Below are 19,231 nucleotides of genomic sequence, written 5' to 3'. Positions count from 1 at the left end.
GCCGATAGGCGCTGGGTGGCCTGCGATGCATGCATCGCAACGCCGCGGCTGCGGCAATGACGCGCGGACTGCGCGTCGGTCGCTGGCGGCCACGAGGGCCGCCGTTTCAACACAAACTCAGAAGGTGTATTCCAGTCCCGCGGTCAGCGTGCGTCCCGGTGCCGCCTGGCGACCCCACGGACTGGTATCGACGCCGCGGAACCAGTACTGGCGATCGAACAGGTTGTTGATCGCCAGCGACGCGCTCAACTTCTGCCCATCACGTTGCAGCAAGGTGTGGCTCACTTGCGCATTCCACACCCAGTACGCGGGCAGCTGGCCAACCGAGGCGATGGCGTTCTCCTGTACGGTGTTGGCCGCATCGCTGAAGGCCTTGCTGAAGTAGTAGCTGGACAAGGCGACAGTGGTATGACCGATGGCGTAGTTGCCGCCGAGGGTGATCTGGTTGCGCGAGGTATACGGCACGCGCAGACCGCGGAACTGCCCCGATTCCTGGCTGGCATCCAGATAGGCGTAGCCGGCATCGAGCGTGAGTGCCGGCACCGACAGCGGACTCCATTGCAGTTGCACCTCGCCACCCTGATGGCGGGTCTTGCCGAGGTTGCGGAACACGCGTGTGGTGTTGTCCAGCTGGATCTGCTGATCGAAGTCGATCAGATAGCCGCCGAACTGGATGCGGGTGCGCGCATTGGGCTGGTAGCGCGCACCGGCCTCGTAGTTCCAGGCCAGCTCGGCGTCGAGGTTGTTGCCGAAGATGATCTGGGTGACCTGCGGCGCGCGCAGCGAGCGCTGCCCGTCCGCGTACAGATACCACTGTTCGGTGGCCTGGAAACCGAGCGTCAGGCCGGGCAGCAGGTCGCGTGTCTGATTGAGCGTACGCTGGCCGGTGGCACGGTTGAGATAGTGCGAGTCCAGCCGCTCGTAGCGCAATCCCGGGGTGATGGTGACGCGCTCGTCGGCCAGGCTGATCGCGTTGCTGACGTAGGCAGCCAATGCGCGGTCTTCGAACTGCCAATCGCGCACGGTGGTGGAGACGCCATCGCGCAAGCGCAGATTGCCGACCAGGAAATCGATGTCCTCATTGACCGCGCGCACGCCGGCGGTCCACTGCTGACGCACGCCGCCAGTGTCACCCATGGTCCAGCTCAGGCGTGGCTCGGTGCCGACCACGCGGAAATCGCGCGGAGCGGTCTGCCGCAGTTGCGGCGGCAAGTCCGGCCGCCAGGTTTCAGTGGACGCCTGGCGCAGGCCGACGATGAAGTTGCGGCTGCTGTGCGCGCTGAAGCTGTTCCAGTCCAGGCGCAGATCCTGCAACGGCCCGACATCGCCGAACAGTTGTTGGTAGCCCAGCGAAGCGCGCGTGGTGCGGCCGTTGAAGCTGTCCAACGGACGCGTGGACTGGCGCGGATCGCGGCGGTAGTCGTCCGGACTCAGCGCACCGGCCAGGTCCATGTCCACCAGGTAGCGTTGCACGCTGGCCTTGAGCAGCTTGTGCTCATCCAGCCACCACTCCGCGCGCACGCGCAGGTTGCTGATGTCGGTGTCGCTGTGCGCACGCCAGTACTCGCCCCAGGTGCGGTTGGCATCGACCTGCAGGCCGAAGTTATCGCTGAGATAGCCGCCGCTGCTGACTGCACTGTCGTACAGGAAGTGGCCGGCGCCACCGGCAGTGACCTTCTGCGCCAGCGTGGTGCTCCAGGTGCTGGGGATCTCCTTGCTGACCAGGTTGATCACCCCGCCGACGTTGTTGGGGCCGTACTGCACGGCGGCACCGCCACGGACGATGTCGATGCGGTCGATCTGGTTCAACCCCACCGGGAACAACGACAGGCTGGTCTGGCCGTAGGGCGCCAGCGCAAGCGGAATGCCGTCTTCCAGCACCTGCACGCGGCCGCTGCGGCTTTCGTACAAGCCGCGCAGCATCAGCTGCGGCAGCGCACCGGTGCCGGTCTCGTCGAAGATCTTGATGCCGGGTACGCGTTGCAAGGCATCGTCCAGCGAGCGATTGCCGCCATTGCGTAATTGTTCGCGGTCGATCACCTGCCGACTGCCGGCATACCGCTGTACATCGTCCGGCTGCGAGCGGCCGAGCAGGCTGCCCTGCACCTGGATGGCATCCAGCGCGCGGATCGGCGGTGCGTCATCGTCGACCTGGGGCTCGCCGGCATGCAGCGGCGGCACGCCGACGATCAGCGTTGCCAGCGCAACGGCCAGGATATGAAAACGGACACTGCGCATCTTACGGCGTGCTCCTGCAGGCGGATGGGGAAGGGGCGGCGTAGGCGGCGAGATGGCCACGCAACGCGCGCTGGATCAGCGAACGATCCTCGCCGGCCAACAGCCAGCGCAGGTCGGGGGTCTGCAGCCAATGCGCGCGTTGCGCGTCGGTGCGGGGATTCGGGCAGAACGGCACCGCGGCGGCCAGGCAGTGGGCATGCATCCGTTGCAGCGCGGCCCAGACCTGCGGATGGGTGGGCTCCGGTCCCAGGCCGAGGTCCAGCGCCAGATCGAGCGCGCCTTCCATCACCAGCGCGACGCCGGGCACGGCGAGGATCTGCGGCAGCGCGGCCAGCCCGGCGGCGCTCTCGATCATCGGCACGATGCGGATGTCGGCGTTGGCCTGGGCGATGTAGGACGTCAGGCCGATATTGCCGAAGCCGGTGACCCGGCCGCCGGTGATGCCGCGACGCCCCAGCGGCGGGAACCGCGCGGCCGCGATGGCTGCGGCGATCTGCTCGGCCGATTCGCAACGCGGCACCACGATTCCGCGCGCACCGCCGTCGAGCACGCGGCCGATCAACTTTTCATCGACGTCCGGCACCCGCACCCACGCCTCGCAGCCGGACAGCTCCAGCGCGCGGATCGCATGTTCGAGTTGCTCGGGCGCGTGCAGCACGTGTTCCAGATCAAGCACCACGAAACCATAGCCGATGCGGCCCAGCAGCTCGCACAGCTGGACGCTCGGCAAGGCATTGAGGACACCGACCACGGGCGACATGGATGAGACCGGAGTGAAACGGGCGCTCATCCTGCACTTGATGGGAATGATTATCAAGTGTGTCTGGGAAGGGCGGCGTTGGTCACGGTCTCATTGCGTCAAATCGTCTCCCAGGCGCCCAGTGGTTTCCGGGGCGCAGACGCCATCACGGCCATGCCGTGCAGAGGATGCCGCTCAGGGCGGGGATGGGCCTCGCTCAGGATGCCGGCACGTTCAAGCCCCGATACGGAGGGGTGGCCATGACCATCTCCGCCAGCGAATAGGCCAGCTCGCGCTCGGCCAGCACCGCGCCGTCGGCGCCATGTTCCAGCAGATGCTTGACCTCGGCATCGCTGTGCGCGCGCGCCAGCAGCGTCAGCGACGGATTGATCGCGCGCAGCTTGGACAACGCCTCGCCGGCTTCCAGCGGCTGCGGGATGGCCAGGATGGCGATCTTGGCGTGCTCCGGTCGCGCTTCGGCCAACACGCGATCGGCCGCCGCACTGCCACGAATGCCGGGAATGCCGGCCGCATGCGCCTTGGCGACGTGGTCGCCGTTGTCGTCGATCACCAGCACCGGCACGCCGCGCCCACGCAGCAACTGCGCCAGCGCGCTGCCGACGCGGCCGTAGCCGATCACGATGGCATGGCTTTCCAGTTCCAGCGGCGGGCCTGGCGGCAGCTCTGGCTCCACCAACGCGGGCGCTTCCTGTGCATGTTTGGCCTGCCAGCGATCCAGCCAGGAAAACAGGAATGGATTGGCGATGATCGACAACAGCGCACCGGCCAGGATCAGGTCGCGCCCGGTTTCCGGCAGGATCGCCAACTGCACGCCCAGACCGGCGAGGATGAAAGAGAACTCGCCGATCTGCGCCAGGCTGGTGGAAATGGTCAGCGCGGTGCCGGTGGCATGGCCGAAGGCCCGCACGATCAGGAACGCCGCCAGCGACTTGCCGACCGTAATGGTCAGGAAGGTAGCCAGCACCTGCCAGGGATGGGCGACCAGGATCATCGGATCGAACAGCATGCCGACCGACACGAAGAACAGCACCGCGAACGCGTCGCGCAACGGCAGCGAATCGTTGGCGGCCTTGTGGCTGAGTTCGGATTCCTTCAGCAGCATGCCGGCGAAGAACGCGCCCAGCGCGAACGACACACCAAACAACGTGGCCGACACGAATGCCACGCCCAGCGCGATGCCGAGGACGGCCAGGGTGAACAGTTCGCGCGAGCCGGTAGCCGCCACTTTTTCCAGCGACCAGGGAATCACGCGCCGGCCGATGACCAGCATCGCCGCGACAAACGCCACCATCTTGAGCAAGGTCACGCCGAGCGCGGCTAGCAGCGATGGCGATTGTGCGTCGTGCGCCGTGGCTGGTGTGCCGGTACCGAGCACATCCGCCAGCGCCGGGAGCAACACCAATGCCAGCACCATCACCAGGTCTTCGACAATCAGCCAGCCCACCGCGATGCGGCCGCGCTGGGTGTCCAGCAAACGGCGTTCTTCCAGAGCGCGCAACAACACCACCGTACTGGCTACCGACAGCGCCAGGCCGAACACCAAGCCGTGAATCAGCGACCAGCCCATGCTCCACGCCAGCGCCCAGCCGAGCAGGGTGGCCACCACGATCTGCGCCAATGCGCCAGGCACCGCGATCCATTTCACTTCCATCAAATCGTCGAGCGAAAAATGCAGGCCCACGCCGAACATCAGCAACATCACGCCCAATTCGGACAGCTGGTTGGCGATGGTCTGGTCGGCGACGAACCCCGGCGTAAACGGCCCCACGCACACGCCCGCCAGCAGATAGCCGACCAGCGGCGAGAGCTTCACCTTCTGCGCAAGCGTGCCAAGGATGAAGGCGACCGCGAGGCCGACGGCGATGATGTCGATGAGGCTGGTGTCGTGATGCATTCCAATCCGTAGTCAGTGGGATCCAGGGGGGGGATGGCATCCAGCAGACAGCACGGCGCACGCGGTGCGCGCGGGCAGTGCGTCGGGTTGCTGGAGTCGGCGCGAGGGCGCGGACCGCGCTGCGGGTCCGCTGGCCGATTCACCCATAGTACACAGCGACGGATTAATGCACCGCGACACCGGCGGTGCAGATACACATGACCCACGCCGCGCCGCGGTGAACCGAAACGGGCGGCGTGCGGGATGGTATGCGCAGCGGTGCGTCGCCACGTCGACGGGGCAACGGATGCAGCCCGGGTCGCCGGGCTGCATCCTGCGCTGCGGTGCTGCGCGCCCCTGGCAGGGGCGGTCGATCAGAAGCGGTAGGTCACACGACCGTACCAGTAGCGACCGTTGAAGCCGAACGGCGACAACGAGGAGTACTGCAGACCGCTGGCACGGTCGTCGTAGCCAGTGGTCAACTGCGCCTTGGTCGGATACTGGTTGGTGACGTTGTCGGCGCCTACGGTGAAGGTCAGCGCCTGCCAGGTGTAGTTGGCCGCCAGATTGAGGATCCAGCGCGCCGAATAGGTCTGGTCCTGGCTGCCGTCGGCCGGATCGCCGATGCGCTTGATCGCGCCATAGCGGGTGGCGTTGCCGTTGAGCGAGAAGCCGCCCAAGGTCCAGTCCGCTGCCAGCATGTACTTGGTGCGTGGCGTGGACTCGGTCAACAAGCCCTGGCTGGCGCGTCCGAAGTTCGGATTGGACAGCTCCAGGATCTTGGTCTTGTTGTAGTTGGCACTGGCACTCAGGTTGAGGCTGCCGCCCGCACCGAGATCGGCCAGGTAGCTGTTGACCCAATCGACCCCGCGCGTGCGGCTGGTGGCGCCGTTGACGAAGAACTGCACGGCACCAACCTGGCCGATCGGCTGGGCGAGCTGGATCTGGTCCGAATACAGGATCTGGTCCCAGATGCGGATCTGGTACACGTCCAGCGTCGAGGTGAAGTTTGCGGTCGGCTGCCAGACGCTGCCGAGCCCGAAGTTGGTGGACTTTTCCGGACTCAGCGGACGTGCGCCCAACTGCACGGCGATCGGGTCGGAGGTACGGTAGGTACCGACCTGGATCAACTGGCCGTCCTGCGGCAGCGTCACCACCGAGGCGTAGTTCTGCTGCGCCAGCGAGGGCGCACGAAAGCCGTTGGAAACCGTCGCACGCATGGAGAACGTATCGGTGAACGCATAGCGCGCCGACAGCTTGCCCGAGCGGGTGGAACCGGCATCGCTGTAGTTTTCGTACCGCCCGGCGATGCCGCCGGACAGCTTGTCGGTCAGGTCCGCTTCCAGCGCCGCGTAGGCCGCATTGCTGTGGCGGCCGAACTTGCCGGCCACCGACGGCTCCAGGCCGGAGAACACCTGCGCACCGCCAGGATAGGGACTGCCGGTCTCCGGGTTGATGGTGTTGGGGTCGAAGAAATACGACGCGGGCGAGCCGGCGACGATCTCGTAGCGGTCCTGGCGATGTTCAGCGCCGAAGGCCAGATTGACCGGATAGGCCAGGCCCCAATCGAAGGACTTGCTGAAGTCGGCATTGAGCGTGCCTTGCTCGGTTTCGAAGCCGCCGGAATTGAAATCCGTCGGCGAGCTGCCGGTGGTCCAGTACAGATTGGTGTTGATGCTGTTGAGGATGTTGAAGGTCATGTCGTTCTTGCCGTAGGTGGCCGACACGTCCCAATGCCAGTCGCTGGCCGTGGTGCCCTTGACGCCGAGCACCGCCGAGCGGTCGTTGATCGGGTTGTAGATCTGCGGCAGGAAGCCGTTGGGATACACCGCCTGCACATTGCGGTCGCTGTTGTCGTAGGCACGGTAGTAGCCGTTGGAAGTGACTTCGCGGCGGCTGACGCTCAGATGGCCATACAGTTCGACGTTGGGCGTGAAGTCATAGCCGAACGCGACCAGGCCTTGATAGAACCTGGCATCCGGATCGCCATGACGCTGGTAAGGCACGCCACTGGGATTGGCGGCGCCGGCAAGCGTGGTGGCGCGGTTGGTGTTTTCGCTGCGATTGGTATCCATCGAGTTTTGATAGTTCCACGACAGCCGCACCCAGCCAGGTGCGGTATCGCCGCCGGTGGCGCCGAACGGCAGACCGATCGAGCCGTCGATGCCGTTCTGCGCGCCGTCGCCCTTGTCCATGATGCCGCCATTGGCCGAAATGCTGTTGCTGCCGGCAGCTGCACCGTGCTTGAGCACGATGTTGACCACGCCAGCGATCGCATCGGAGCCGTATTGCGCCGATGCGCCGTCGCGCAGCACCTCGATGCGGGCGATCGCCGACATCGGCAGCGAGTTGAGATCGGCCGGCGCCGAACCACGACCCACGTAGGGGTTGTAGTTCACCAGCGAGGAGGTGTGATACCGCTTGCCGTCGACCAGCACCAGCACGTTGTCCGGCGACAACCCGCGCAGGGTGGCGGGACGGGCGGCGTCGTTGCCGTCGGCGATAGCCGGACGCGGGAAGTTCAGCGACGGCAGCAGCTTGCCGAGCGCGGTGGCGACATCGGTGGCGCCGGTGGCCTGCAGCGACTGCTCGGAGATGATGTCGATCGGCGATTCCGACTCGGCCACCGTGCGGTCGCTGACGCGCGTGCCGGTGACGATCAACGTATCGAGAGTCTTCTGCGGAGGAGCGTCCTGCGCGCTGGCACCGAAGGCGCTGGTGGCGAGTGCCAGCGAAACCGCGAGCGAGAGGGGTTTGGCGTTGAGCATGGGTGGGAAGGTCCGAAAGATTCAGGGGAAGACGGCAGGGTGCCGATGTAGGAAGTGGTCTAACGGGTGCGCCATCCATTGCGCCTGCATGGCCGGGCAGTCTGTGTACGCCGGTCCGTGCAGAGGGAACATGGTGTGCGGCGTCCTGGCCGCCTGTCGTGGTACGCGCACGCAACGCAACCGGGGCAGTGCGCGCTACGCACTGCCCCGGTCAGCCCGAGGCGGTCATCGTCGACGCCGGAGCGCTACAGTCGGCGCGCCATCGCATTCTTGCGGCACTGCCGCCAGCGCGCTGCAGCAGCGATCGCGGGCCGGTGCGATCACCAGGTGTAGCTCACGTTGGCGTAGGCCAGCGCACCGTTGAAGCCGAACGGCGATGCGCCGCTGTACGGCAGATAGTTGCGCGTGCCCAATCCGGCCTGCTGGCGATCGGGATACTCATCGAGCACGTTGTCGCCGCCGATGGTGAAGCGCCAGCGATCCAGCGTGTAGCTCGCCGCAAGATCCAGAGTCCACTTGGCGCTATAGGTCTGGTCACTGCCGGCATTGGTGCCGAAGGTGGTGAATTCGCCCCAGCGGGTAGCGGTACCGGTGAAGGACCAGTTGCCCGGCGACCAGGTCCCGCCGAGGAAGAACTTGTCGCGCGGCGTGCCCTTGGTGATGCGGCCCAACTCGGCCCGGCCGATGCGCACCGCACCCGGATCGATCGCCTCCAACGCCGGTGGATTGGCAGCGACCTTCTCCACATCGGTCTCGTTGTAGTTGTAGCCTGCGGTCAATTCCGCGCTGGCGCCATCGAGGTTCCAGCGATAGGTGCCCACTGCGTCCACGCCCTGGGTCTTGGTGTCCACCGCATTGGTGAAATAGCGCCCGCCGCCAATACCGGGAAAGCCATTGGCCTGCAGGTAGTTGCGCGCAGCGGTGGAGGTGAGGTTCTCCGACAGCACGATGCGGTCGTCGATTTCGATGCGGTAGGCATCGACGGTGACGTAGAGATTGTCGATCGGCTGCAGCACCAGGCCCAGTCCGTAATTACGCGACTCCTCGGCCTTCAGCGGCTCGGCACCCAGCGCCACCGCTGCCGGGTTGTCGGTACGGAAGGTGCCGATCTCGAACGGCACCGCTGCGACCGTGCCATTGGGCTGGGCGACATTGAGGAACTGGGTGGCGATCGACTGGAAGTTCTGCTGCTGCAACGACGGCGCGCGGAAGCCGGTGGAGGCGGTGGCGCGCAACGCAATCTTGTCGGTGAACGCATAGCGCAGCGACAGCTTGCCGGTCGCGGTATCGCCGAAGTCGCTGTACTTCTCGTAGCGCCCGGCCAGTCCGGCGGAAAACTTCTCGGTCAGGTCTGCTTCCAGATCCAGATAGAGCGAGTGGCTGTTACGGTCGTAGTAGCCGGAATCTGAGGCCTTGAAGCCGGGGAACACCTGCGCGCCGGGAATCAAGCTGCCATTGGCCGAAGGGATGCCGCCGTTGGCCGACGATGCCGCATCGCCCGGCGACTGATTGAACTTCTCCCCGCGCCATTCCGCGCCGAACGCCAAGGTGACCGGATAGGCCAGCCCCCAATCGAGACTCTTGCTGAAGTCGGCGTTGAGCACGTTCTGGGTCACTTCCAGCGTGCCGGCATGGAACTGGGTCGGGCTGGCCAGACCCAGGCTGTTGTTCAAGCTGTTGCGGACATCGAAGCTGAGATTGTTCTGACCGTAGTTGTAGCTCAGATCGATATTGAGTCCGCCCTCGGTGGAGGTCTTCAGTCCGCCCACCCACGACACGTCCTTGCTGACGTTGTAGATCTGCGGCAGGAAGCCATCGGGGTAGATCTCAGGGCGGTTGCGGTTGTCGCCGGCGAAACGGAAATAGCCATTGGACAGGACCTCGCGGCGGCTCAGCATGCCGAACGAGTAGAACGTCAAGTAGTCGGTGGGGCTGTATTCGCCGTTGAAGGACACTGCCCCCTGGTCGATGTCCGGATCGCCGTAGCGTTGTTCGACACGTCCCTGATAGGGCACGGCGCGGTTGGTTTGATCCTGGTGGCCGGCCTGTGCAGCCAGATGCACTTTGCCGGTGCCGGCAAAGCTCAGGCCGGCATCGCCGGAGAGCTGGTATTGCTCGCCATCGCCGGCGCTGTATTTGCCATAGCGGCCGCTGAGGCTACCGCCTTCGCCGCTGCCCTTGAGCACGATGTTGATCACCCCGGCGATCGCATCGGAACCGTATTGCGCCGACGCGCCATCGCGCAGCACCTCGATGCGCTCGACCGCGGCGATCGGGATGGTGTTCAGATCTGCGGGCGACGAGCCGCGCCCCTGGGTGTCGTTGAGATTGATCAGCGCGGTGGTGTGATAGCGCTTGCCGTTGACCAGCACCAGCACTTGGTCGGGCGACAGACCGCGCAACTGCGCAGGACGGATCGCATCGGTGCCGTCGGAAATGGCCGGGCGCGGGAAGTTCAATGACGGCACTGCGCGCGATAGCGCGGTTGCCAGTTCGGTGGTGCCGGTGGATTCGAGCGCCTGCGGGGAGATGATGTCGATCGGCGAGGCCGACTCGGCCACGGTGCGATCGGCCACGCGCGTGCCGGTGACGATCAGGGTGTCGAGGGTTTTCTGCGCCGGTTGCTCTTGCGCAGTAGCGGTGGTCACGGACAGGGTCAAGGCAACAGCAACGGCAACAGCGAGATGGCTGGTCTTGCAAGGCATGCGGTAACGACTCCGAGTGGGGAACGGATGCAGCGCAGTGGGCCCCCTCCCAGGCCGCGTCCGTTGCGGCAGCTGCGGTGCGAAGCTCAACCATTAACCGGCGCGGAATCGAGAGTCAAATTTTGGTTAAAGTTGCGCGTGCAACTGTCATCGCAGTTGTGCTAGTGGCAACGTTGTCATCTGGAAGTAAACTGTGGTGCGATGCACAATTCACCCGCAATTTGCACCGTCGTGGTGCCAACACGGCTGTTGCAATAGCAGCTATGAAATTTGCATATCAGTCGCGAATTCGGACCGCCTCCACACTGCTTTGCGCAACCCCGTGGCAAACCGCTTCGATGTTGTTGCCGTCCGGATCGAGCACGAAGGCAGCGTAATAGTCGGGGTGGTAGGGCCGCAGCCCGGGCGCGCCGTTGTCGCGGCCGCCATGGGCGAGCGCCGTTCGATGGAAGGCCTGTACCATCGCGTGATCGCGTGTCTGGAAGGCCAGGTGGTGACGTCCCGTCAGGTGTCCCTGCGCGACCGTCATGCGGTCGGACACGAATCATTCGTCGGCCCAGAAGTAACCCTCGCCTTCGCCGCCGATCGCAATGCCCAGCACGCCGAGCACTGACTGATAGAAGCGCCGGCTCGCCGGCAGGTCGTGAACAACGAGATGCAGATGGTCGATCAAGCGCCCGCGAAACAGGTGTTCTGTCTGCATGCTGCACTCCTGTGGCGATCGGAGTGGCAGTGCTATCACGGCTGCCGCGATGCGCGCGTCACGTCGTGGCGCATGGCGAGCACAAGCGCAACGCCCCGGGCCAGCCGGGGCGTTGCTTCTTGAGAGCCTCAGCGCGCATTACCAGCGGTAGTTGATGCGCCCGTACACGTAGGCACCGTTGAAGCCGAACGGCGACAGATTGCTATAGGGAAATTGGCCGCTGGTGGAGTTGGCGAAGTTGTTCTCGTCCGGATACTCGTCCAACACGTTGTCCGCGCCCAGCGTCAGCGTCCAGCGATCGATCTTGTAGCTGGCCGATGCATCCACCACCCACTTCGCGCCGAAGGTCTGGTCGTTGCGCGCGTCCGATGGACGCGTGCTGTACTTGCCGTAGCGGGTCGCTCCCAGTGCCAACGTCCACTGCGCGTTGCTCCAACTGCCGTTGAGCAGGAACTTGTCGCGCGGGAAGCCTTCTTCGATCCGCCCCCGTTCGGTGCGATCGATGCGCTCCAGGCTCAGGCCATTGGCCGACAACGCGGCCGGATTCGGCGCCACCCGGCGCACTTCGGTCTCGGAGTAGTTGTAGCCGGCAGTCAGGTCGATGCTGCTGGCCGCCAATTGCCAGCGATAACTGCCGACCACGTCCACGCCGCGGGTGCGGGTATCCACGGCGTTGGTGAAATAGCGGCCGCCGTTGATGCCGAAGATGCCCTGCGCTTCCAGCAGGCTGCGGACACCCGCGCCGGTCAGGTTGGACGACAGCACGATGCGGTCGTCGACATCGATCTGGTAGGCATCCACGGTCAGGTACAGCGCGTCGGTCGGTTGTAGCACCAGGCCCAGGCTGTAGGAGAGCGAGGTTTCCGCGTCCAGCGGCTCGGCGCCCAATGCGCGTGCCACCGTGCTGTTGGCCGGGAAGGTGCGGATCTCGAAGGGATTCGGATTGCCGGCCAGGAAAGTGGTGCTGGTGGACTGGAAGTATTGCTGGGCCAACGACGGTGCACGGAAGCCGGAAGCCACCGTGCCGCGCAAGGCGACCTTGTCGCTGAAGGCGTAGCGTGCCGACAGTTTGCCGGAGGTCTGGTTGCCGAAATCGCTGTAGTCCTCGTAACGGCCGGCCAGGCCGGCGGAGAACTTGTCGGTGAGGTCGGCTTCGATATCGGCGTAAAGCGCATAGCTGTCGCGCGAATAGCGTCCGGCCACGCTGGGGGCGAAGCCGCCGAAACCCTGCGCGCCGCCGGCCAGGGTGCCGGCCTGGAAATACGAGCCCGGTTCGCCCGGCGACTGGTTCCACTTCTCGTTGCGGTACTCGGCGCCGAAGGCTACCGTCACCGGATACGCCAGGCCCCAGTCGAAGCCCTTCTTGACGTCCAGATTGACGATGTTCTGCGTGGTCTCCAGCGCGCCGTCGTAGAACTCCGTCGGCGATGTCGGCCCGAGGCTGACGTTGAGGGTGTTGCGGGTGTGGAAGTCGATGCGGTTGTAGCCGTAGTTGTAGCTGGCATCCCAGTCCCAGCCACCGGCCGTGGCGCCGCGCACGCCAGCGACCAGCGCGCGGTCCTTGGCATAGGTCTGGATCTCCGGCAAGAAACCCTGCGGATAGATCGACACGATGTTCTGCGCGGTGTTGCCCGGTGCGCGGAAGAAGGCGAACGCGTCGATGTTGCGGTTGCTGGCGGTGGCGAAGGCGTAGCCGGTGACGGTGTCGCTGAACTGGTACTCGGTATTGAGCGAGGCGGCCTGCGCATCGACCTGCGGGTCGCCGATTTTGAACGCTTTCTGGCCGACCGCCGGTTGCGATGCGCTGGGAGCGCCGGCATAGCCGCGTGCGCGGTCGGTGGGATCTTGCTGGTTGAGCTGCGCGGCCACGTGCAGCCAGCCGCGGTCGCCGCCGTAGGCCACGCCGGTGTCGCCGGACAGCTCATAATTGTTGCCGTCTCCAGCCGAGTACTGCCCGAAACCGGCCTGCAGGCTGCCGCCTTTTTCCGTGCCCTTGAGCACGATGTTGACCACGCCGGCGATGGCGTCGGAGCCGTACTGCGCCGACGCGCCGTCGCGCAGCACCTCGACGCGGGCGATCGCCGCCACCGGGATCGTGTTGAGATCCACCGCCGCAGCGCCGCGGCCGATGGTGCCGTTGAGGTTGAGCAGCGACGAGGTGTGGCGACGCTTGCCGTTGACCAACACCAGCACCTGGTCCGGCGACAGGCCACGCAGCTGTGCCGGGCGAATCGCGCTGGTGCCATCACTCAGCGCCGGGCGCGGGAAGTTCAGCGAGGGCAGGGCACGTGCCAGCGCAGTGGCCAGCTCGGGGGTGCCGGTCGCCGCCAGCGACTCGGCGCTGATGATGTCGATTGGCGATTGCGATTCGGCCACGGTGCGGTCGGACACCCGGGTGCCGGTCACGATGACGGTGTCCAGGGTGTTGGCGGTGGCGGCCGGCGCAGAGGCCTCGGTCTGGGCCAGGGCGGGGGAGGCAAGCAGTGCAGCGACCACGGCGGTCGCAAGCGAGGACAGGGGGATGTTCATGACAACTCCGGAACGTGGGTCCGCGCGGGACCGGCAAGACGAGGCAGGTGGCGATCGCGCGTGGGCATAGGCCCATGGGTCCAACCTGAAGGCGCTAATTATTCGTTAACGCTAGAATGGTGTCGCAGGAGTGCTGCTCATCTGCTCATTCCTTTTCGTTCTATTGGACCGTCCATCGATGATTTCCCTGCGTAACTTCTCCATGCGCCGCGGCGAGCGGCTGCTGTTGTCCAATGTCGACCTGACCATGCATGCCGGCTACCGCGTCGGCGTGGTGGGCCGCAACGGCGCCGGCAAGTCCAGCCTGTTCGCCGCGGTCCAGGGGGAGCTGGAGGCGGACAAGGGCGATGTGGAATTGCCTGGTAAGGTGCGCATCGCCAGCGTGGCGCAGGAAACCCCCTCGCTGCCGGACCCGGCGTTGTCCTTCGTGCTCGGCGGCGACACCGAGGTGGCCGCGGTGCTGCAGGAAGAAGCGGCAGCGACGGCGCGCGAAGACTGGGAAGCGGTCGCCAACGCGCACCAGAAGATGGCCGAAATGGGCGCCTATGACGCCGAGGCGCGCGCCGGCAAGCTGCTGCACGGGCTGGGCTTTCCGGCCGACACCCATCATCGTGCGGTGTCCTCGTTCTCCGGCGGCTGGCGGGTGCGCCTGAATCTGGCGCGCGCGCTGATGATGCCAAGCGATCTGCTGTTGCTGGACGAACCGACCAACCACTTGGATCTGGACGCGGTGTACTGGCTGGAGCAGTGGCTGCTCAAGTATCCCGGCACCCTGCTGCTGATCTCGCACGACCGCGAATTCCTCGACAACGTCGCCACCCACACCCTGCATCTGCATGGCGGCACCGCCAAGCTGTACGTGGGCGGTTACACCGACTTCGAGCGCCAGCGCACCGAACAACTGCGCCAGCAGCAGATCGCGCACGAAAAGGAACAGTCCGAGCGCGCCCATCTGCAGAGCTTCATCGACCGCTTCAAGGCCAAGGCGTCCAAGGCGGCGCAGGCGCAGAGTCGCATGAAGCGCCTGGAAAAACTCGCCGGCACCGAGGCGGTGCGCGCCGAGCGCGAATTCCGCATCCAGTTCGCCGACCCGGCCAAGCTGCCGTTCTCGCTGATTCGCCTGAATCACGTCGAGGCCGGCTATGGCCGCGATGCGGTCGTGCTGCACAACGTCGGCTTCGGTCTGGAGGCCGGCCAGCGGATCGGCTTGCTCGGCCCCAATGGCGCCGGCAAGACCACCCTGGTCAAGACCCTGGTCGGTGAGCTGCCGGCGCTGGCTGGCGAGCGTGCCGCGCATCCGGATCTACGCATCGGTTACTTCGCCCAGCACACGGTGGAGTCGCTGCACGAAGGCCAGTCGCCGATGGACCACTTTCGCGAGCTGGCACCGGATGGCGCCAACCAGGCGTTCCGCGATTTCCTCGGTAAATGGAACTTCCCTGGCGATCGCGCGTTCGAGCCGGTCGACGGTTTTTCCGGTGGCGAGCGTGCGCGTTTGGCACTGGCGCTGATTGCCTGGCAGCAACCGAACGTGCTGCTGCTGGACGAACCCACCAACCACCTGGACCTGGAAATGCGCGAAGCGCTGGCCGAGGCGCTCAGCGATTTCGAGGGCGCGATCGTGATGGTCTCGCACGACCGCCACCTGATCGGCCTGGTCTGCGACACCTTCTGGCGGGTGGCCGATGGCGTGGTCGAGCCGTTCGATGGCGACCTCGACGACTACGCCGCCTGGCTGCGCACCCGCCCCGCCGCGCAAGGCACCAAGCAGAAGCTGGCCGAGGCCGCGCCAACCCCGCCGCCACCGACCAAGCCGTTGGTGCAGAAGAAAGCCGCCAACCCGCACAAGCTGGCCGCCGCCGAGCAGCGCGTGGGCGAGCTCGAGGCGGCGCTGGCAGAGCTGGACCGGCAAATGGCCGATCCGAAAGCCTACGCCGATGCCGAGAAGATGGCGGTGTTGGGCCGCGACCGCGAGGCCACTGCGCAGCGGCTGGCGCAGGCCGAGCAGGCGTGGATGGAGTTGATCGACGGCGCCTGAGCCGCTATCGCTGATGCCGCCATCGCGCCATGACAGGGACAGCATGAACACGATCACCGCCAGCATCAGCCTGGAAGACCATATGGCCGCACAGCGGCTGCATGCACGCCATCAGGCCGTACGTGCCAGCGTCTTCCTGGGCGTCCTGCTGCTGGTCGGGCTGGGGCTGCTGCTGAGCGGGGCGGGCAAGGTCTTCGGCGCGATGCTGCTCGGCGGCTGCGGCGGCGGAGTGGTCGCACTCGCCGTGCTGCACCTATGGGGCATTCGGTGGCGGGTCAAGCGCCTGCATGCGCAGCACGTCGCGTTGCGGCACACCTACACCTACAGTTGGGACGAGGACGGCATCGAAATCCGCTGGTCGGCAGGGCATCTGCGCCGCCCGTGGTCGGACTACCTCCGTTGCCGCGAGAACGCGCGCATCCTGCTGCTGTACCACAACGATCAACTGTTCGAACTGTTCGCCCCGCACTGGTTCGCCGACAAGGCGCAGTACGAGGCGTTTCGCCAACTGGCGCTGCGTGTCGGCAAGGGCGCGCGATCGGTATAGCGCGGCGCGTGCCGGCCTGTTTCACGCGGCGCGTTGCTGCTCGTCCAACAACCAGCTGCGCAACTGCAGCTCGGCATTGCTTTCCTGGCGCGAGCGCAGCCGGGTCAACCAGTAACGCCCGGCGTCCAGGCGGATCGGGAACGGGCAACTCAGGCGTCCGGCGTCCAGGTCCTGGTGGAACATCGGCAGCGGCAGCAGCGCCACGCCGGCACCGGCGGCTGCGGCGGCGGCCAGGGCCAATGAGGAATCGAACATCGGGCCGCGCGCGGCGACCTCGGCCACGCCCGCGGCGCGAAACCAGCGCGGCCATTCGTCCAGCCGATACGAGCGCAGCAAGGTCGTCTTGGCCAGGTCTTCGGGTGTGCGCAGCAGCCGCGCCAGCGCCGGCGCGCAGGCCGGTGCGAACGGGGCCTCCATCAACGGGGTCGCCACCTCGCCCTGCCAGTCGCCATCGCCGAAGCGGATCGCCAGGTCCAGCCCTTCGGCGGCCAGATCGACGCGGTTGTTATGGGTCAGCAGGCGCAACTCGATACCTGGATGGGCGGCATGGAAGGCCGCCAGCCGCGGCAATAGCCAGCCGGTGGCGAAGGTCGCCACCACGCCGACACTGAGCACGTCGCGATAGCGTCCGTCGGCAAAGCGTTCCAGAGTCGCAGCGATGCGGTCGAACGATTCGCCCAGGACCGGCGCCAAGGCCGCGCCCTCGTCGGTCAGTGCCACGCCGCGCGGCAGGCGATGGAACAGGCGCAGGCCCAGCTGCTGCTCGAGCGCCTTGATCTGATGACTGAGCGCGGCCTGGCTTACGCACAGTTCGTCGGCCGCGCGGGTCAGGTTCTGGTGACGTGCGGCGGCCTCAAAGGCGCGCAGGGCATTGAGCGGAAGGCGAGGGCGGACCATGTATAGAGATTAGTTCAATTCATGGCTGAGATCGAAACATCGCGCTGGTCGCTGTGACCGGGGACCTCGATACTGCGGGCTTTCCGGGAGGTGACCAATGCATAGCAGGCGACAGTTTCTACGCGGAGCCGGGGTCGGGATTGCCCTGGCGGTATCCGGGAATGCCTTGGCAATCAAGCCGTCCAAGCCAAGCGCCGAGGCCGCGCTGCGTGTCCGCTGGGCCGAGATCGAAGGCCGCAGCGGCGGGCGGCTGGGGATCAGCCTGCTCGATACCGCCACCGGCCAGCGGATCGAGCAGCGGCAGGACGAGCGCTTCCCGCTCTGCAGCACCTTCAAATTCTTATTGGTTGCTGCGGTCTTGCAGCGGGTCGACCGAGGCGAGTTGCGGCTGGACAGGCAGGTGCCGATCCGTGCCGAGGACATGTTGTCCTATGCGCCGGCGACCAAGCCGCATGTGGGCGGGAGCCTTAGCCTCGCCGAGTTGTGTCAGGCGGCGATGATCTTCAGCGACGGGGTGGCGGCAAACCTGCTGTTGACCCAGGTCGGCGATCCGGCCGGCTTGACCGCCTTCATCCGAACCCTGGGCGACACCCAGACCCGCTCGGATCGCAACGAGCCGTCGATGAACAATTTCGCCCTGGACGACCCGCGCGACACCACCACGCCGGCGGCGATGCTGGGCAGCATGCGCGCCGTGCTGGTGGGCGATGCCTTGCTGCCGGCCTCGCGCAAGCGGCTGACCGAGTGGATGATCGACAATCGCACCGGCGACGACTGCCTGCGCGCGGGTTTCCCGCAGGGATGGAAGGTCGGCGACAAGACCGGCAACAACGGCACCGACAGCCGCAACGACATCGGCATCGTTTGGGTGCCGGGGCAGCAGGCGCCGCTGCTGTTGACCACGTATTTGAACAAGGCGACCGTCGATGCCGACGCCCGCGATGCGGCGCTGAAGGCCGTGGCGCAGGCGGTGGCGGCTTGGTGGCCGACACGCGCAACGCGCGCCATCTAGCCGCGTTTGCTCTCTCTCGCCTGCCGCACGGTGCGCGCCGCGTGCTTGGTGGCAGGCGAGAACACCGCCGATCCAGCGGCGACGCGGCGGATGGCCGCCGCGCGCCTTCCCAGCAGTCCTGTCGATCCCTTTGGAGCTCGCCATGCGCCGGTTCGTCTGCTGTACGTTTGCCATCGTCCTTGGCCTGTGCGCGCATGCTGCGCAGGGGCGCGTCTGGGAACCCACGCCAGGTCATGTGCAGGTACCGATCTGGCCAGGCGCAGTGCCGAATGCATTGCCGCATCCGACGCCGGAATCGGCCGGGCCCGGAGCCAGGGTCGACAACGTCAGCAGGCCGACCATGACCGTGTACCCGGCGCAGGGCCACAACACTGGCGCGGCGGTGGTGGTGTTTCCCGGTGGCGGCTACCAGATGCTGGCGATGGATCTGGAGGGCACGGAGATCTGCGACTGGCTGGCGGCGCGCGGCATCACCTGCGTGCTGCTGAAGTACCGCGTGCCGAGCTCCGGGCCGACCTGGGTGGATGGGCGCCGTTACTACCCCAAGGTACAGACCGCGCTGCAAGACGCCCAGCGTACGTTGAGCCTGGTACGCCAGCAGGCCGCGACCTGGGGCGTGGACCCACACAAGATCGGGGTCATGGGCTTTTCCGCCGGCGGCCACCTGGTGGCCGCGGCCAGCACCCATTTCGCCGAGCGTACCTATCCATCGGTGGATGCGGCCGATCGCGTGAGCTGTCGCCCGGATTTCGCCATCGCCGTGTACCCGGGCCATCTCTGGGCGCACGAGGACGAGGATGACGACACGCGCGATCCCACCCATCTGGACCTGCGTCCGGACATTCGTGTCGTCGCCGATACCCCGCCGACCTTCCTGCTGCAGGCGCAGGACGATCATGTGGATGGCGTTTCGCAGGTGCTGGCGTACTACGTGGCGCTCAACCACGCCGACGTGCCGGTGGAAATGCATGTGTACGCCCAGGGTGGCCATGCCTTCGGTCTGCGCGCCAAAGGGTTGCCGATCGCCAAGTGGCCGCAGTTGGTCGAAACCTGGCTGCATACGATCGGTGTGCTGCATTGATTGGTCCGCGCTGCTGAAAAGGGGCGGCAGCGCGCTCATCGCGCGCTAAGGTGATCGCAGGTGTGGCGGCACTGTGCTGG

General features: G+C 66.1%; 11 protein-coding genes and 1 pseudogene. 4 read left to right on the top strand and 8 right to left on the bottom strand.

Going from position 1 to position 19,231, the window contains the following annotated elements; translation table 11 throughout:
* Positions 1–117: 117 nt before the first annotated feature.
* The 7 genes and pseudogenes from CKY51_RS01470 to CKY51_RS01440 form a co-directional block, all read right to left on the bottom strand.
* The gene (locus CKY51_RS01470) at positions 118–2,238 is read right to left on the bottom strand and encodes a TonB-dependent receptor family protein (RefSeq protein ID WP_022973799.1); all 2,121 of its coding nucleotides are present in this window, start codon (positions 2,236–2,238) and stop codon (positions 118–120) included.
* A 1-nt stretch (position 2,239) separates the two neighbouring features.
* Positions 2,240–2,998 (bottom strand): HpcH/HpaI aldolase family protein, encoded by a 759-nt coding sequence (locus CKY51_RS01465; protein WP_022973800.1) that lies wholly within the window; start codon positions 2,996–2,998, stop codon positions 2,240–2,242.
* A 196-nt stretch (positions 2,999–3,194) separates the two neighbouring features.
* The gene (gene ybaL / locus CKY51_RS01460; protein WP_022973801.1) at positions 3,195–4,892 is read right to left on the bottom strand and encodes a YbaL family putative K(+) efflux transporter; all 1,698 of its coding nucleotides are present in this window, start codon (positions 4,890–4,892) and stop codon (positions 3,195–3,197) included.
* A 353-nt stretch (positions 4,893–5,245) separates the two neighbouring features.
* Positions 5,246–7,639, bottom strand: coding sequence for a TonB-dependent receptor plug domain-containing protein (locus CKY51_RS01455; protein WP_152248769.1), 2,394 nt, complete (start codon positions 7,637–7,639; stop codon positions 5,246–5,248).
* Between the two features lie 320 nt (positions 7,640–7,959).
* The gene (locus CKY51_RS01450; RefSeq protein ID WP_152248768.1) at positions 7,960–10,344 is read right to left on the bottom strand and encodes a TonB-dependent receptor plug domain-containing protein; all 2,385 of its coding nucleotides are present in this window, start codon (positions 10,342–10,344) and stop codon (positions 7,960–7,962) included.
* Between the two features lie 277 nt (positions 10,345–10,621).
* Positions 10,622–11,047 (bottom strand): annotated as a pseudogene (locus tag CKY51_RS01445) (VOC family protein).
* A 138-nt stretch (positions 11,048–11,185) separates the two neighbouring features.
* Complete coding sequence (locus CKY51_RS01440) at positions 11,186–13,576, bottom strand: TonB-dependent receptor plug domain-containing protein (protein ID WP_022973806.1); 2,391 nt, start codon at positions 13,574–13,576, stop codon at positions 11,186–11,188.
* A 178-nt stretch (positions 13,577–13,754) separates the two neighbouring features.
* Between CKY51_RS01440 and CKY51_RS01435 the strand changes: the two genes are divergently transcribed.
* Together CKY51_RS01435 and CKY51_RS01430 are read left to right on the top strand one after the other, a co-directional pair.
* The gene (locus CKY51_RS01435) at positions 13,755–15,614 is read left to right on the top strand and encodes an ABC-F family ATP-binding cassette domain-containing protein (protein ID WP_022973807.1); all 1,860 of its coding nucleotides are present in this window, start codon (positions 13,755–13,757) and stop codon (positions 15,612–15,614) included.
* Between the two features lie 43 nt (positions 15,615–15,657).
* Entirely contained in the window at positions 15,658–16,161 is a 504-nt protein-coding gene (locus tag CKY51_RS01430; RefSeq protein WP_022973808.1) for a YcxB family protein, read from the top strand.
* 21 nt (positions 16,162–16,182) lie between these two features.
* On the opposite strand, the gene ampR is transcribed toward CKY51_RS01430, so the two are convergent.
* Entirely contained in the window at positions 16,183–17,058 is an 876-nt protein-coding gene (ampR, locus tag CKY51_RS01425; protein ID WP_022973809.1) for a LysR family transcriptional regulator AmpR, read from the bottom strand.
* A gap of 97 nt (positions 17,059–17,155) precedes the next feature.
* Here ampR and bla point away from each other — a divergent pair, with 97 nt between their 5' ends.
* Together bla and CKY51_RS01415 are read left to right on the top strand one after the other, a co-directional pair.
* Positions 17,156–18,070, top strand: a complete 915-nt coding sequence (gene bla / locus CKY51_RS01420; RefSeq protein WP_031340536.1) for a class A beta-lactamase — start codon at positions 17,156–17,158, stop codon at positions 18,068–18,070.
* A gap of 142 nt (positions 18,071–18,212) precedes the next feature.
* Positions 18,213–19,151, top strand: coding sequence for an alpha/beta hydrolase (locus tag CKY51_RS01415; RefSeq protein WP_022973811.1), 939 nt, complete (start codon positions 18,213–18,215; stop codon positions 19,149–19,151).
* Positions 19,152–19,231: the final 80 nt, after the last annotated feature.

Source organism: Xanthomonas maliensis (assembly GCF_009192945.1).
In the GTDB taxonomy this organism is placed as follows: domain Bacteria; phylum Pseudomonadota; class Gammaproteobacteria; order Xanthomonadales; family Xanthomonadaceae; genus Xanthomonas; species Xanthomonas maliensis.
Note: the sequence above shows the minus strand (reverse complement) of the source record. Positions and strands in the feature narration are given on the sequence as shown.